We start from the raw sequence: 13,863 nt of genomic DNA, 5'->3' as shown, positions 1-13,863 counted from the left end.
TCTACAGTGCCCGCTTGGCATGAGCGGACATGTCGCCCATGTTGTCCAAACAGAAGAGCCTCGAGCTGAACTGCCACGACCCGTCGATGCACGTGAAGCGATCGAAGTAGCGCCCCGACAAAATAGGTTGCAGGGCAAGATCTTCGGTACCTTGTATGACCGTTACGTACGAGAGCGCCGTCGCTGATTCACCGTCGACCGAGATTCGCGTGTTGGTCAGCAGATGTTTGGTGCGTGGAACCGGCGGATCTCCGTACATCCGAATGAAGCCGCTGCAGGCTGCGAACACTGCGTCGGCGTCGGACGAAATGAGAGTGGTGGCAACCCCGTCCGGTCCGCACTGCCCGTAGTCGGACTGGGCGAACAATGCAGCGACTTCACGCAATCTGCCCTGATCGATCAGATGCGTGTACTCACAGAGCAGGTCACGGATCGCAGACTCGGCGACGATCCGTGACAGCTCCGCGGTCATACGGTGATCTCGCGCCGAACCATCTTGCCGGTTGCGTTGCGAGGCAACAGATCGCTGGTGATGCGCCACTTCGACGGCACCTTGAAGTAGGAAAGTCGCTCGGCGGCATAGTCGCGCAGCTCCGCCTCCGTGGTGGCAGCCCCGGGACGCAGTACAACCACGGCGGACACTTCCTGGCCGAGGTCGGGGTGCGGCATGCCGATGACAGCGCACTCGATCACGTCGGGGTGTTCGTCGAGCGTCTGCTCGATCTCGGTGGGGTAGACGTTCTCGCCACCACGCAGGATCAGGTCGGAACGACGACCGGTGAGACGGAGACGTCCGTTCTCGATGACGCCGAAATCGCCGGTGCGGAGCCAGCGTCCAGGTGCAATTGCAGACTCGGTCGCCTCGTCGTTCTCCCAGTATCCGAGCATGACGAACGGGCTGCGCACGCACACTTCACCTTCGATGCCGTCCGGCAGCCACTCGCCGAAGGGATCACGAATCTCCATCGAGACGGTGATGATCGGACGTCCGAGAGTGCCTGGGAACTCTTCGAGTTCGGCGCCGACGGCGACCGCAATGGCGGTGCTGCATTCGGTGAGGCCGTAGCTGTCGACCAGAGCATTGCGCGCGAACGGCACCTGCTCCTTGAGGCGTTCCTTGAACGCGGGCGACGACGGCGCGGATGCCAGCGAGAATGCAGTCAACGAAGAGACGTCGTACTTGGCGATGTTGCCGTGTTCGAGTAGCCGCGATGCCATCGTGGGGACAGCACCCCAGTTGGTGACGCGCTCGCGTTCGACCAACCCGAGCACCTTGTCGACGTCGAAGCCGCCCTCGGTCAGGATGACGGCGCTGCCTGTCGCGAGACGGGGGACCACCAGATTGTGCAGGCTGGCGATGTGGAAGAGCGGGGAGGTGAGTAGATAACGCAGTGGGCTCGGCTTGGAAGCGTCGTACTCACGGCCGGTGAATGCAGCGCCGATCGCGTCGCTGTATTTGTGGTAGTCGACGACGGCCATCACGTTGCGGTGCGAGTGGAGTGCGCCCTTGGGGCGGCCACTGGTACCGCTGGTGAACAGGATGACGGCGGGGTCGTCCTCGTCGATGTCGGTGCTCGGCACGTCGGAGCCTGCATATTCCGCGATGAGTGCGGGCAGATCCTCTTCCATGGTGAGGACCGTGATGTCTGCCGGCAGTTCGGGGAGGGCGGCGCCGCGCTTGGCGTCCACGACCAGAACCTTCGGACGTGAGAGCTCGATCCCGTGGGTGACCTCGCGCGGAACCCACCAACCGTTGAGACCGACAGCGATCGCGCCGAGCGCCTGCGTCGCGAAGAACGTCATGACCCATTCGGGAGTGTTGGCAGCGAGGATGCCCACACGGTCGCCCTTGCGGACTCCGTACTTGTCCCGCAGAGCAGTTGCCAGCGCGGCGACGGAATCGGCGTGCTCGGTGAACGAGATTCGACGATCGCTGGTGACGAGATAGTCGCCGTCGCCCCAGGCGCGAGATGCCGAGATGAGTTCACCGATGGCGTGACCACGATTCTTCATCACGGGCATTATGGTGCCGAGAACCTCTTCTTCGACGATCTCGAATGGCCCACCTGGACCGGTGAGGCGTGAGACCGCCTGGTCCAGAAGCAACTGCGGATCTGCGGGGGCAGTCATGGAATGGCCTTTCGTATTGTGGCGCTTTTCACGTCACAAAATCTCACGAGAAAATCATATCTGTGGCGGCGGTTACCACTGAGCGAGACTGGGACGGTTCCGGCTTTGAGGCGTCGATACGTTCGAGTCGTATCGCAGTTGGAGTAATCGACATTCCGATATCGACTAGGACACAGGACACGATGACGAACACCGCCACCGAAGCATCTTCGAATGCAGCTCTTGCAGCTCCTCAGCGCGAGGACGTCGCGCAGATGTTGATCGACCGTCTCGGTGATCAGCACCTGGGTCTGCGGACGCGGACGCAGGACTGGAGCTGGGACGAGGTGGTGCGCGAGAGCGCAGCGCGCGGCTCGCTTGCGAAGTCGCTTCGCGCGCCTGGACCGTTTCACATCGGAGTACTTCTGGAGAACGATCCCGAGTTCCTGTTCTGGCTCGGCGGCGCGGCCCTGACCGGAGCCACGATCGTCGGCATCAATCCGACCAGGCGTGGAGCCGAGCTCGAGGCTGAGGTTCGGTACGTCGACTGCCAGCTGATCGTCACCGACAAAGCGGGCTACGAGAAGTTGTCCGGCCTTGACCTCGGACTGACCGAAGATCGTTTTGTTCTGGTCGACGACGCGTCATACCCGGACAAGATTTCCGCTCACCAGGTCGAGTCGCCTCAGATCGACCTCGGCGTCGACGCGTCGACGCTGTTCTTGCTTCTCTTCACCTCGGGCACCACCGGAATGTCCAAGGCGGTGCGGTGCAGCCAGGGGCGTCTGACGCGGTTGGCCTACGCGAACTGCGCCAAGTACGACATCGACCGCGACGACGTCTGCTACTGCTGCATGCCGCTCTTCCACGGCAACGCGTTGATGGCTCTGTGGGCGCCGGCCCTTTCGCAGGGAGCTACGGTCTGCCTCGTTCGTAAGTTCACCGCCTCGGGATTCATGCCGGACGTTCGGTTCTACGGCGCAACATATTTCACCTACGTCGGTAAGGCCTTGGGGTATCTCATGGCGACGCCGGAACTGCCCGACGACATCGAGAACACCCTCACGCACGGCTTCGGGACCGAGGCGTCGCCGGGGGACAAGGCAGAGTTCATCCGACGTTTCGGTGCACAGCTTTTCGAGGGATACGGTTCGAGTGAAGGTGCCGGTTCGGTCGTGCTCGATCCGAACCAACCTGCCGGCGCGCTTGGCCGTCCCGCGAGCGAGAACATCGTCATCGTCGATCCCGATACCCGCGAAGAGCGACCCCGCGCAATTCTCGACGAGCACGGTCACGTGCTGAACCCCGACGAATCCATCGGCGAGATGGTCGACAAGGCCGGATCGAAGAAATTCGAGGGGTACTACAAGAACGAAGACGCAATTGCCGAGAAGATTCGCCACGGTTGGTACTGGACAGGCGATCTCGGCTACGTCGACGAGGCCGGGTTCATCTACTTCGCCGGACGTAAGGGTGACTGGATCCGCGTCGACGGTGAGAACACCTCGGCTTTGATGATCGAGCACATCCTGCGTCGGCACCCCAAAGTGATTGCCACGGGTGTCTTCGCGGTACCGGATCCGCGTTCGGGCGATCAGGTGATGGCAGCTGTCGAGGTCGCCGACTTTGCCGATTTCGATCCGGCCGAGTTCGCTGCCTACCTTGCCGCGCAGGCGGATTTGGGTACCAAGGCAGCGCCGCGATTTGTTCGTGTTTCGACTGATCTGCCCGTCACGGGCTCCAACAAGGTACTCAAACGTGAACTTCAAGCCGACCGCTGGCGGACCGACGAACCAGTGTTCCACTGGGTGGGCCGCGGCACTCCCGAATACACGTTGATGACCGAAGCTGACGTGGTGAACCTGGAGAAGGAGTTCGAGACTCACGGCCGCACGCGGTTCCTGTGAGTGGTGTTGCGCTGGTTACCGGCGCTTCCCGAGGGATCGGCCGTGAGTGCGCGCTGGCATTCGCGCGCGCCGGATTCGACGTTGCAATCACTGCTCGCACCGTTCGTGAAGGCGAAGGGCGGGCGGCCCCGCGAACGAGGCAGGGGGAGCAGGTCATTCCGGTACCCGGCAGCCTGGAGACGACGGTTGCCGAGATCGAGTCCTTCGGTGTGCGCGCCTTGGCCGTTCCGATGAACCTGCTCGATCTGGCCTCCGTCCGCGGCGCCGGTGAACGGGTGCTGGCGGAGTGGGGACATGTCGACGTGTTGGTGAACAACGCCTACGCACAGACGGTCGGAAACATGGACCGGGTGCTCGACATCGAGATCGACGACGCCCAGGCGATGGCGATCGGCAACTATCTGCACCAGCTTGCGTTGATTCAGGTGATACTGCCGTCGATGATCAAGAGCGGCAACGGGGTTGTCGTCAACCTCGCATCTGGTTCGGCGACCCTGGATCCGCCTGCGCCTCCCGGCGAGGGTGGTTGGGGTTTGTCGTACGCCGCGTCGAAGGCGTCGTTCGGACGTATCGCCGGAGCGATCAACTCGGAGTATCGAGGCGCCGGAGTCAAAGCGTTCAACCTGAGTCCGGGATTTGTCATCACGGAATCAGGGAAAGCCCGTGGTGGCGCGGACGCGATAGTGGAAGCCGGATTTGCGGCCACACCGGCATCCGTGCCCGCCGCTGCTGCGGTGTGGCTTGCAACAGATCCGGATGCGGACCGGTTCCTCGGTCGCGTCGTGGACGGTCCGAAATTGATGGCGACACTGGAGGAAACGGTATGAAGCTCGGCGTAGTTGTTCCGGTCGAATTGGGTCGAAGTGGAGATCCCGACTGGATTCTGCAATTCGCCCGTGCCGCCGAATCGTTGGGTTTCGACGAGATCTCGGCCGTAGAGCACTCGGTTGTCATCGCGGATACGGCGAGCGAATACCCGTACTCTCCGACCGGAAAATCTCACCTACCCGATGACTGTGACATCCCGGATCCACTGGAACTACTGTCATTTGTTGCCGGCGCCACAACGACTTTGGGTCTGTCCACCGGAGTTCTGGTGCTTCCCAACCACAATCCGGTAGTGCTTGCCAAGCGCTTGGCGACGCTGGATCGACTTTCGGGTGGGCGATTGCGCATCTGTCTCGGTCTGGGCTGGATGAAGGAAGAGATCGAAGCGTGCGGCGGTGACTTCGAGCGCCGCGGCAAGGTAGCCGATGAGGCCATCGCGGTGATGCGTTCACTCTGGGAGGGCAAGGAAGCAGTCGATTTCGACGGCGATTACTTCTCGTTCAAGGGTGCGTACAGCTGGCCGAAGCCGCACCGCGAATCCGGAGTTCCGCTCTACATCGGTGGACACAGTCTCGCTGCTGCTCGGCGAGCAGGCCGGTTGGGTGATGGTTTCCAGCCGCTGGGACTGGCCGGTGAAGATCTCGACAAGGCCGTAGCAGCGATGAAAGCGGCTGCGGTGAAGGCAGATCGAGATCCTGCCGACGTATCGCTGGTACTCGGTGCGACACTGCCCAGGCTCGACGAAGCGAAACTCGAGTGGGCACGCGGGTTGGGAGCCGATCGAATCGTGTTGTCCTCGAGCCGTCGTGGCACGTCGTTGGAATTGATCATCGACGAAATGGCTGAATGCTCGAAGCGGCTGGGGCTCGGCGCGTAGTCCTTTCTCTGATCAGGGATGCGCCAGCCCGTTCAGGACCATCGCGCCGACGAAGGCAGCGTTGTCGGCTGGGCTGTCCGATCGGCGGGTGAAGCACCTCAGTAGGAGGGTGTTGGTGATGCCTGCGGCGATGTCCATCGGAGCACTGATGGTCGACATCGCTCCGTTGTCCTGGCCGCGCTGCACAATCGGCGCGATGATCGAGGGAATGTTGAGTTTCTCTTTGAGCGAGAGCAGGCTCTCGGGCTCGCCGTAGGTGTCGTGGGCAACGGCAACCAGCAGTGCATCCATGAACTCTGTTTCGTCAGAGGCTAGTTGTGCGCAGCGGAGTAGGAAGTTCTCGATGATCGCGACGTCACCGAGACCGATCAGGATGTCGTCGGCAACGGTTTCTCGCAGTGAGTCCACGCGACTCTGAAGGGCTGCCACCAAGATGTGGGGCTTGGTGGGAAATAGTTTGTTCGCGGCGACGCGGGGAACTGCCGCCGTGTCGGCGATGTCGTTGATCTGCGTCATGAAGTATCCGCGCTTGCCGAATTCGCTACGCGCAGCGGCGAGAAACGCCGCTCGCGGATCACGCGGCAGCGGACGCGGCTCAGCGGGCTGGTCGATGGGACCGACAACGTCATCGAGGTGTTGGTGAAGGCCGGACGTGTCGACGACGGCGCCCAGTATCGCGAGCAGTGCGTCGGACATGATGTCGGGTGAGACGGAGCGGGAATTGATGCGGCTACGAATGCGGAAGCCGTCGATCACCGCGTTGACCGTGACAGCGAAGGTCTTGGTGGTGAAGGGCCTTCGGAGTGTTGCGTCGGTTTTCTCGAAAAGGGCCTCGTAGGCCGCGGATACGAGCTCGTCGCGTCGACGATATTCGTTTTCCAGAGCGGTGGAGGTTCGCCGGTGTGAGCCCGCAAAAATGTGTGAGAGAAGGCTTCTTGCAGTCGACGCGTCGTTGACGATTGCGTCGAATGCCTCTTTGACGAGAGTGGTGACCGTCGGACGAAGCGCGTCGTCGTTTGCGGCCAGCTGTGCGCGCACGGTCTGCTTCACTTTGTCTGCGCTGTGCAAGGTCGATTCGGTGAGGCTGGTGATCACGGCCTCGATGAATTCGGATTTGGTTCGGAACTTGCGAAAGAACGTGGCCTGCGACGCACCGGCTTGGTTGACGACCTGTTCGCTCCGAAGTCCGCGTTCGAGAACGTCCTGAGGAGCATCGACGAGAGACGTCACGCCGGCATCGACGAATTGCATGGTGGAGGCGTCGCGGTCAGTCATCGCCGATCCTTCGGTCGTTCGACAGTCTCTCCCGCACATAACGGGCAAACAAGACTCTACCGAGGTCAAGGCCTGCTCGAGTGGTGTTCTGAGAGTGTTCACTCTCGCTCGAGAGTTATCCCAGTCAACAAACGGAGTGACCCTGCGACCATGCTCCGTTTCCATGGGAGTTCGACCGCGCGAAAAGCCTGGAAGTTAGGGACACCACCGATGAAGACTGCTGACTCACCCAGCCTCAGTAGACGTGAAGTACAGGTGCTGTTGACCTGGATTCGCTGCGACTCGAAAGCCGAAGTCTCCCGTGAGTTGTACATCGCGGAGGGGACGGTGAATACGCATCTCGCGCGTATTCGAGGGAAGTACGACGAAGTGGGCCGGACAGCCCCGACGAAGATGGCGCTGCTTGCACGGGCCCTTCAGGACGGGCTGATCGGTATCGACGAACTCTGATCGAAGCGCGAGCGATCGGGTGCGTCGATCCGGGAAGTCAGTCGAGGGCGGTGGCGTCGGTTGTCGGCGTCTTGGTGCCGGGAGTCGCTTCGATGTCGAGAACGACCTGGCTGTCGGTGGCTTCTTCGGGGAAGACGTACCGACGCATGGCCCACCAGCGGAAGGCCGTCGCCAGCAGGGTCCCGATGATCGATCCGCTGATGAAGTCCGCGAAGTTCTCCATCAACACCGACACCTCGGGTTGACGCAGGTGGAACACGTACCTGGAGGTCCAGAGAGGTACCTGGTTGATGGCCAAACCGATGCCCGCGACGATGAAGAACAGAGCGGCCTCGTGATGGCGCTGTCGACCACCGCGCTGAGCAAACGACCATTCGCGGTTGAGGACGTAAGACAGAACCGTCGCGATCAGGACCGCAAGGATGTTGGCCGTCACCGGGTGCTGAGGCAGAACCGTCCACTTGATGCCGAAGAACAGCACCGTGGTGACGATGAAGGCGATGCCGCCGACCACCAGGAACTTGAGCATTTCTGCGTGCGGCAGGACGCGCACGAGAACCCGCTCAGGAAGCCTATTGACCATCTTTTCGACAAACGCCATTGTTCGAGGCTAACCCTGAATACGACCGACGGCACAAATCGTCGATGCCCGTGTCGGCAAGATCATCAGAATCCGTACCCGAGAATTGCGGGCTTCTCTGCGTTGAAAGCGAAGTCGAAATTCCGGATCTCCCGCGGATCGGACGCGTGGAGTCGGTGCGCCGCCGCGAAGGTCTTGGCCTGGTGCTCGCCCAGGTACAAGCTGCTCAGGACATCAGAGGGCATCGTGATCGCGGGCTCCGCGTCAGTGGCCGTACAGGTGGCCTTGCCACCCTTGACCTGAAGTGCAAAAGTTCCGCCGGCCTTCAGGAACGGATCTTCGACCTTGATGACGGTGTCCAGGTCAGCAGCATATTCACGAGCCTCGAGAGCCGCGGGCACGTCCATGATGCGCAGCCACAGTCGATCGGAGCGCGTCGTCGTTCGGGCAAGGCGGTAGTCCGTCAGCATCAGCCGGAGTGGATCGGCAGGATGTTGGCGTGTCTCGATCCGGGTGACGAGGTCGAGGCCGCAGATCGTGCGCCACAGCGCCGCGTGCGCGTCTTCGGTGATCGTCACGAACTCGTCGATCCGGGCGATGCTGTCGCGGCCCTCGCTCGTGTGCCGGTAAGCGATGTATCCGTCCGCGTGTGTCAGAAAGAACAGTCCGGAGGCGCCGTCACGATCCTCGGACGGGTCGGCGAACATATGGTCCCAGAGCGGTTGCGGACGCAATTGAGCGCCGGGTGTCAGCAGTCGCCAGCGATCGTAGATCTCGGGTAGAAGCGTCGAGGCAGCTTTGACGTCGACGATCGACACGCCACCGTTGTCGGGCACCTCGGGGCGGAACCGCGCGAAGCGGCGATCGAGGGTGATGCCCTCGCTGAAGGTGGCCGGGCCGTATCCGAAGCGGTTGTAGATGCCGGCCTCGCTGGCCGTCAGGGCGGCAAGTGGTGCTCCGGTCGACTCGATGTGGGCGTGAAGTGCAGTGAACATCGAGCGTAGGACGCCACGTCGACGGTGAGTCGGGGCGACGGATACCCAGGTGATTCCGCGCGTGGGGAGTTGGCGTCCGCCGGGCACGGTGAATTCCATGTCGATTTCGATGGCCACGCCGACGGGTAGGTCACCGTCGATGGCGAGGATGATGTCCTCGGGCTTGTAGAGAGCCTTCGTCAGTTCGCTGACCGCGGGAGACGGGTGAAAACCGAACCCCACCGAGTCGAGTAGTTGGAGAGCCGGCCAGTCGCTCTCGGTAGCGGTGCGGATGGTGATCTTGTTTTCGGGGCTCACGTATATCGACTTTGGCATAGATTGCGTGAAGACGCACATGAATATCGGGGCTGACGTTTCCGCACCGGCTCCCAGGGGTACCGCCCGACGGACCAGTCCTGCGGCACGGAGAAAACCGATACGGAGAAACACTGTGGCGATCACCGACATCAAGGAATATGCCCATCTCACCGAGGAAGACGTCGAAGCGCTCGGGCGCGAGTTGGACGCCATTCGGCTCGACATCGAGGAGAAGCGCGGCGCGCACGATGCTCGATACATCCAGCGGACGATCGCGTTTCAACGCTCTCTGATGGTGGCCGGCCGCATCGTCTTGTTCGCCAGCAAGAAGAAGCCTGCCTGGATTCTGGGGACTGCGCTGCTGGGGGTCGGCAAGATCATCGAGAACATGGAACTCGGCCACAACATCATCCACGGTCAGTGGGACTGGATGAACGATCCCGAGATTCACTCGAGCAACTGGGAGTGGGACAACACCTGCCCGTCCTCGGGATGGAAGCACTCGCACAACTTCACTCATCACAAGTTCACCAACATCGTCGGCCTCGACAACGATGTCGGCTACGGCATCATGCGCGTCACGCGCGATCAGAAGTGGCACGCCGACTATCTCTTCCAACCGATCACGAATTTCGTGCTGGCGACCCTCTTCGAGTGGGGCGTCGCACTGCATCACCTCGAGACCGACAAGCTTCGCAAGGGCGAGGTGAAGTGGTCCGAGAAATCGGAGATGGCCAAGGACGTCGGAAAGAAGATCGCGCGACAGGTGGCGAAGGATTACATCCTGTTCCCCGCCCTGACCGGCCCGGCGTGGAAGACCACGTTGACGGCCAACGCCGTTGCAAATCTCATCCGCAACTATTGGAGTTACGCCGTCATCTTCTGCGGGCACTTCCCCGACGGTGCCGAGAAGTTCACGCTCGAGGAATTCGAGAACGAATCCCGCGCTCAGTGGTACTTACGACAGATGCTGGGGTCCGCCAACTTTCATGCCGGTCCCGTCATGGCCTTCATGAGCGGCAACCTCTGCTACCAGATCGAGCATCACTGCTTCCCTGACCTGCCGAGCAATCGGTACTCGGAAATCGCGGTGCCGCTGCGGGACTTGTGTGACAAGTACGACCTCCCGTACACCACCGGGCCGCTGTGGAAGCAGTACGGATTGACGTTGCGGACCATCTGGAAGTTGTCGCTGCCCAACAGGTTTCTCTCCGCGTCCCAGGACGATGCTCCGGAGACGCACTCGGAGTTGAAGTTCCGCATCCGCGGCGGAATCAAGGAAGTCTTCGGCGTCGATCCGCAGACCGGTAAGCGGCGCGGCCTGCGAACTGCGATCGCGATGGTGTCGAGCTGATCGGTTACCGCTTGTGGGCCATCGAACGAACTACGAGATCGCCGGTCGACTGGATTGCTTGAACCAACACGATCAAGATCACGACAGCGACGAACAACACCGGGGTGTTGAATCGTTGGTAGCCGTACTTGATCGCGAAGTCGCCGAGACCGCCGGCGCCGATGGCGCCTGCCATGGCCGAGAAACCGATCAGCATCACCGCCGTCAGGGTTGCTCCGGCTACCAATCCCGGAACGGATTCGGGCAGTAGCACCTTGGTGATGATGTCTTTGTCGGTGGCGCCCATGGACCGCGCTGCTTCGACGCGTCCGGAATCGACTTCACGCAAGGCGTTCTCGACGACGCGCGCAAAGAAGGGCACCGAACCGATGGTCAGCGGGACGATCGCTGCCGTGGCGCCGAGCGCTGTTCCGACGATCGCCCTCGTTGCCGGGATGAGGAGCACCAACAAGATGACGAACGGCAGCGAACGGCCGATGTTCACCACGGTGCCCAGAACCGAATTGAGGACGCGGTTGGGACGGATTCCGTCGGGCGCGCTCGCGTGCAACAGAACACCGAGAGCGATACCGATGATCACGGTGAGCACGAACGAGACACCGACCATGTAGAGCGTGTCGAGTAGGGCTTCCCATGCTTCGCCCAGGGAATCCTGCCAGGACGTCTTGTTCATGAGAACGTCACCTTCACTCCGCGCTGCGAAAGATGTTCTTCGACAGACTTTCTTGTCTCTTCGTTGCTGACGAGTCCCGTGTGTGAGGCGAACTCCACGCGAAGGCGACCGACCTGATGGGATCCGATGTCCTCGATACCGCCGGAGATCACGGTGACGTCGACGTCGAGATCTCGTGAGAGTTGGGAAATCACGGGTGAGGTGGACAGTGAATCGACAAAGGTGAGGAGCGCCGGAATTCCGGTCGTGGACGTTCGTACCGTTCCGGTCGGCAGTAGCGCCTCTCCGAGGGGTGAGTCCGGGTCTGCGACCAGTTCGGTGAGCGTTCCCTCGTCGACGATGCGACCCTGATCGATCAGCGCAGCGCGATGGCAGATCCGTCGAACCACGTTGAGCTCGTGGGTGATCAGAACAATGGTCACACCGAGTCGTCGATTGAGATCGGCGAGCAGGTCGAGGATCGAATCGGTTGTGTCCGAGTCGAGGGCGCTCGTGGCCTCGTCGCACAGGAGGACGTCGGGTGAAGCCGCCAAGGCTCTCGCGATGCCGACGCGTTGTTTCTGGCCGCCGGACAGTTGCGAGGGGAAGGCGTCACGTCGGTCTTCCAAGCCCACCAACTCGATCAGCTCGTCGACGCGGGCACGTCGATCTGCCCGCGAGTATCCCGCCACTTCGAGAGGGAAGGCGATGTTGGCGGCGACCGAACGGGAATGCAGCAGGTTGAAATGCTGGAACACGACACCGATCCGCTTGCGTGTGTCGCGCAGTTGCGCTGGGCTCAACGCGGTCAGATCGGTGTCGCCCAACAGAATCCGGCCACTGGTCGGGCGTTCGAGCAGGTTGAGGCAGCGCAGCAAAGTCGACTTGCCGGCGCCGCTCTTGCCGATGATGCCGAAGATTTCGCCGTCTTCGATTTTCAGGGATACGGAATCGAGTGCATGCAGAACTTGTGTGCCGCTGCGGTATTCCTTGGAGACCGATTCGATCGAGAAGACCATGACGGGTCTCGATCAGGTAGCGCTGGCCGGAATGACCGAGCCCTGATAGGTCTGCTCGATGAACGTCGCGACGTCGGCGGACGTCAATGCCTCGGCCAACTTCTGTACTCGCGCATCGTTTTCGAGCGAGGTGCGTACGGTCAGGACATTGGCGTACGGGTTGCCCTCGGCCTTCTCGAGCACCAGGGCATCCTTGGCCGGGTTGAGGCCACCTTCGATGGCGTAGTTGCCGTTGATGATTGCGAGATCGACATTTCCGTCGTCGAGCGTGCGCGGCAGCTGCGGGGGATCGACCTGGGTGAACGTGAGTCCCTTGGGGTTGTCGATGATGTTCTTCTCGCTGATCTGCGTGATGTCGGTGCCGGGGGCGCCCAACTGCTGATCGAGCTTGATCAAACCGGCCTGCTGCAGCAGGTACAGCCCACGGGCGAAGTTCGTCACGTTGTTGGACAAAGCGACCGTTGCGCCCTGGCGCAGGTCGGCTACGTTGGTGACCTTCTTGGAATATGCACCGAGGGGCTCGACGTGGACCTTCGCCACGGCGACCAGGTCGTCGACACCCTTTTCCTTCGACCACGATTCCTGGTACGGCACGTGCTGGAAGAAGTTGGCGTCGGTGTCGCCCGCTTCGAGCACCTCGTTGGCGTCGAGGTCGCCGGTGATCTCGCTGACCTCGATCTTGGTGTCGCCGAGCAGGCCCTTTTCTTCGACGAACTTCAAGATCTCGGCGTGCGGAACCGAAGAAGCGACGATGCGAAGGGGCGCGTTCTCATCGGAGGAACTGTCGCTCGAGCACGCTGCGACGGTTCCGACTGCGACGGCGGCCACTGCGAAGGCAGCGAGGAATCTTCTGGTGCGCGAGCGTGACATGTGAATCTCCAAGACATAGCCGAACGTCACGCCGAGATGGCGTGACAGTTGCTGAACGCTAGCCCGGTAAACCTCCCGTGAGGAGATACAGAATCACCGCGATTTTTTCCTGTACCTATTGTCCGAGCAGGATGACCGGAACGTCCTCGGCAAAATCGACTACCAATTCGCGACGCGAGAACAGCCAGGTGCCGTCGACCTTTTCGAAGCTGTCCTGATAACGAATCTCGATCCGGTTGTCCCGGTGGCCCTCGCCCCGCGGATAGATGTGGTGAGCGGAGCAGTAGGCCTCACCGTGCGCAGTGGTGGGGCTGTCGAGGTCGAGGATCTGCTGCTCGACGATGTGCCGGGTCGAGTGCAGATGTGAGACGGCATCGACCACCGAACTACTGACGACGGTGTTCCCACGTATCTCCGTCGGCGCATCCGTTCCGTTCAATGCCGGCGGCAAGACGAATGCCACGTCGTCAGTGAAGAGAGCCGCAAGTGCGGTGGTGTTTCGACGGTCGACGGCCTGTGCATACCTGGCGGCCAAGTCGGTGAGAGCGACGCGATCCGAGGAGTCCATGCGCATATCTCACCCTATGTGACGCCGCTCATGTTTCGGCTTCCCGCTCAACGAGACATTCACAGCGCCCACCTGGGCATCT

Annotated in this window: 14 protein-coding genes; 5 read left to right on the top strand and 9 right to left on the bottom strand. The window is 61.5% G+C overall.

What is annotated here, in order from left to right; genetic code table 11:
* Position 1 precedes the first annotated feature (1 nt).
* Positions 2 to 472, bottom strand: a complete 471-nt coding sequence (locus B0E55_RS09815) for a nuclear transport factor 2 family protein (protein ID WP_070795669.1) — start codon at positions 470 to 472, stop codon at positions 2 to 4.
* Complete coding sequence (locus B0E55_RS09810) at positions 469 to 2,130, bottom strand: class I adenylate-forming enzyme family protein (RefSeq protein WP_003940339.1); 1,662 nt, start codon at positions 2,128 to 2,130, stop codon at positions 469 to 471. The genes B0E55_RS09815 and B0E55_RS09810 overlap by 4 nt, the downstream gene beginning before the upstream one ends.
* 254 nt (positions 2,131 to 2,384) lie before the next feature.
* Here B0E55_RS09810 and B0E55_RS09805 point away from each other — a divergent pair, with 254 nt between their 5' ends.
* From B0E55_RS09805 to B0E55_RS09795, 3 genes are read left to right on the top strand one after another with little or no spacing between them, the layout of a single operon-like run.
* Positions 2,385 to 4,016: an AMP-binding protein gene (locus tag B0E55_RS09805; RefSeq protein ID WP_372588550.1), complete on the top strand. Its 1,632-nt coding sequence runs from the start codon at positions 2,385 to 2,387 to the stop codon at positions 4,014 to 4,016.
* Entirely contained in the window at positions 4,013 to 4,843 is an 831-nt protein-coding gene (locus tag B0E55_RS09800; protein WP_020970801.1) for an SDR family NAD(P)-dependent oxidoreductase, read from the top strand. The genes B0E55_RS09805 and B0E55_RS09800 overlap by 4 nt, the downstream gene beginning before the upstream one ends.
* Positions 4,840 to 5,721 carry an LLM class F420-dependent oxidoreductase gene (locus B0E55_RS09795; protein ID WP_080909625.1) on the top strand — a complete coding sequence of 294 codons (882 nt, stop codon included), beginning with the start codon at positions 4,840 to 4,842 and terminating at the stop codon, positions 5,719 to 5,721. The genes B0E55_RS09800 and B0E55_RS09795 overlap by 4 nt, the downstream gene beginning before the upstream one ends.
* A 12-nt stretch (positions 5,722 to 5,733) precedes the next feature.
* Here the strand turns inward: B0E55_RS09795 and B0E55_RS09790 are convergent, their stop codons facing one another.
* The gene (locus B0E55_RS09790; RefSeq protein WP_080909624.1) at positions 5,734 to 6,996 is read right to left on the bottom strand and encodes a TetR/AcrR family transcriptional regulator; all 1,263 of its coding nucleotides are present in this window, start codon (positions 6,994 to 6,996) and stop codon (positions 5,734 to 5,736) included.
* A 210-nt stretch (positions 6,997 to 7,206) separates the two neighbouring features.
* Here B0E55_RS09790 and B0E55_RS09785 point away from each other — a divergent pair, with 210 nt between their 5' ends.
* Complete coding sequence (locus tag B0E55_RS09785; RefSeq protein ID WP_020909141.1) at positions 7,207 to 7,446, top strand: LuxR C-terminal-related transcriptional regulator; 240 nt, start codon at positions 7,207 to 7,209, stop codon at positions 7,444 to 7,446.
* Between the two features lie 37 nt (positions 7,447 to 7,483).
* Here the strand turns inward: B0E55_RS09785 and B0E55_RS09780 are convergent, their stop codons facing one another.
* Positions 7,484 to 8,047, bottom strand: a complete 564-nt coding sequence (locus B0E55_RS09780; protein ID WP_003939753.1) for a GtrA family protein — start codon at positions 8,045 to 8,047, stop codon at positions 7,484 to 7,486.
* 65 nt (positions 8,048 to 8,112) lie between these two features.
* Positions 8,113 to 9,318 carry an enhanced intracellular survival protein Eis gene (locus B0E55_RS09775; protein WP_443216805.1) on the bottom strand — a complete coding sequence of 402 codons (1,206 nt, stop codon included), beginning with the start codon at positions 9,316 to 9,318 and terminating at the stop codon, positions 8,113 to 8,115.
* Between the two features lie 133 nt (positions 9,319 to 9,451).
* Between B0E55_RS09775 and B0E55_RS09770 the strand changes: the two genes are divergently transcribed.
* Positions 9,452 to 10,672 (top strand): fatty acid desaturase family protein, encoded by a 1,221-nt coding sequence (locus tag B0E55_RS09770; protein ID WP_003939858.1) that lies wholly within the window; start codon positions 9,452 to 9,454, stop codon positions 10,670 to 10,672.
* A 4-nt stretch (positions 10,673 to 10,676) separates the two neighbouring features.
* Here the strand turns inward: B0E55_RS09770 and B0E55_RS09765 are convergent, their stop codons facing one another.
* The 4 genes from B0E55_RS09765 to B0E55_RS09750 all read right to left on the bottom strand — a co-directional run bounded on the left by B0E55_RS09765 (position 10,677) and on the right by B0E55_RS09750 (position 13,787).
* Positions 10,677 to 11,345, bottom strand: a complete 669-nt coding sequence (locus B0E55_RS09765; protein WP_007732650.1) for a methionine ABC transporter permease — start codon at positions 11,343 to 11,345, stop codon at positions 10,677 to 10,679.
* Positions 11,342 to 12,343 carry a methionine ABC transporter ATP-binding protein gene (locus B0E55_RS09760; protein WP_007732648.1) on the bottom strand — a complete coding sequence of 334 codons (1,002 nt, stop codon included), beginning with the start codon at positions 12,341 to 12,343 and terminating at the stop codon, positions 11,342 to 11,344. The genes B0E55_RS09765 and B0E55_RS09760 overlap by 4 nt, the downstream gene beginning before the upstream one ends.
* A 12-nt stretch (positions 12,344 to 12,355) precedes the next feature.
* Positions 12,356 to 13,213, bottom strand: a complete 858-nt coding sequence (locus B0E55_RS09755) for a MetQ/NlpA family ABC transporter substrate-binding protein (protein WP_080909661.1) — start codon at positions 13,211 to 13,213, stop codon at positions 12,356 to 12,358.
* A gap of 115 nt (positions 13,214 to 13,328) precedes the next feature.
* Positions 13,329 to 13,787 carry a nuclear transport factor 2 family protein gene (locus B0E55_RS09750; protein ID WP_019745302.1) on the bottom strand — a complete coding sequence of 153 codons (459 nt, stop codon included), beginning with the start codon at positions 13,785 to 13,787 and terminating at the stop codon, positions 13,329 to 13,331.
* Positions 13,788 to 13,863 lie beyond the last annotated feature (76 nt).

Origin of the sequence: Rhodococcus sp. 66b (assembly GCF_002076325.1) — a bacterium.
Taxonomy (GTDB): domain Bacteria; phylum Actinomycetota; class Actinomycetes; order Mycobacteriales; family Mycobacteriaceae; genus Rhodococcus_F; species Rhodococcus_F erythropolis.
This window is presented reverse-complemented; position numbering and strand designations above follow the sequence as displayed.

Excerpts from the sequence above, each read along its gene's own strand:
- B0E55_RS09780 (WP_003939753.1), bottom strand. The coding sequence starts at position 8,047 with ATGGCGTTTGTCGAAAAGATGGTCAATAGGCTTCCTGAGCGGGTTCTC.
- B0E55_RS09765 (WP_007732650.1), bottom strand. The coding sequence starts at position 11,345 with ATGAACAAGACGTCCTGGCAGGATTCCCTGGGCGAAGCATGGGAAGCC.
- B0E55_RS09785 (WP_020909141.1), top strand. The coding sequence starts at position 7,207 with ATGAAGACTGCTGACTCACCCAGCCTCAGTAGACGTGAAGTACAGGTG.
- B0E55_RS09810 (WP_003940339.1), bottom strand. The coding sequence starts at position 2,130 with ATGACTGCCCCCGCAGATCCGCAGTTGCTTCTGGACCAGGCGGTCTCA.
- B0E55_RS09760 (WP_007732648.1), bottom strand. The coding sequence starts at position 12,343 with ATGGTCTTCTCGATCGAATCGGTCTCCAAGGAATACCGCAGCGGCACA.
- B0E55_RS09750 (WP_019745302.1), bottom strand. The coding sequence starts at position 13,787 with ATGCGCATGGACTCCTCGGATCGCGTCGCTCTCACCGACTTGGCCGCC.
- B0E55_RS09755 (WP_080909661.1), bottom strand. The coding sequence starts at position 13,213 with ATGTCACGCTCGCGCACCAGAAGATTCCTCGCTGCCTTCGCAGTGGCC.
- B0E55_RS09815 (WP_070795669.1), bottom strand. The coding sequence starts at position 472 with ATGACCGCGGAGCTGTCACGGATCGTCGCCGAGTCTGCGATCCGTGAC.
- B0E55_RS09790 (WP_080909624.1), bottom strand. The coding sequence starts at position 6,996 with ATGACTGACCGCGACGCCTCCACCATGCAATTCGTCGATGCCGGCGTG.
- B0E55_RS09795 (WP_080909625.1), top strand. The coding sequence starts at position 4,840 with ATGAAGCTCGGCGTAGTTGTTCCGGTCGAATTGGGTCGAAGTGGAGAT.
- B0E55_RS09805 (WP_372588550.1), top strand. The coding sequence starts at position 2,385 with ATGTTGATCGACCGTCTCGGTGATCAGCACCTGGGTCTGCGGACGCGG.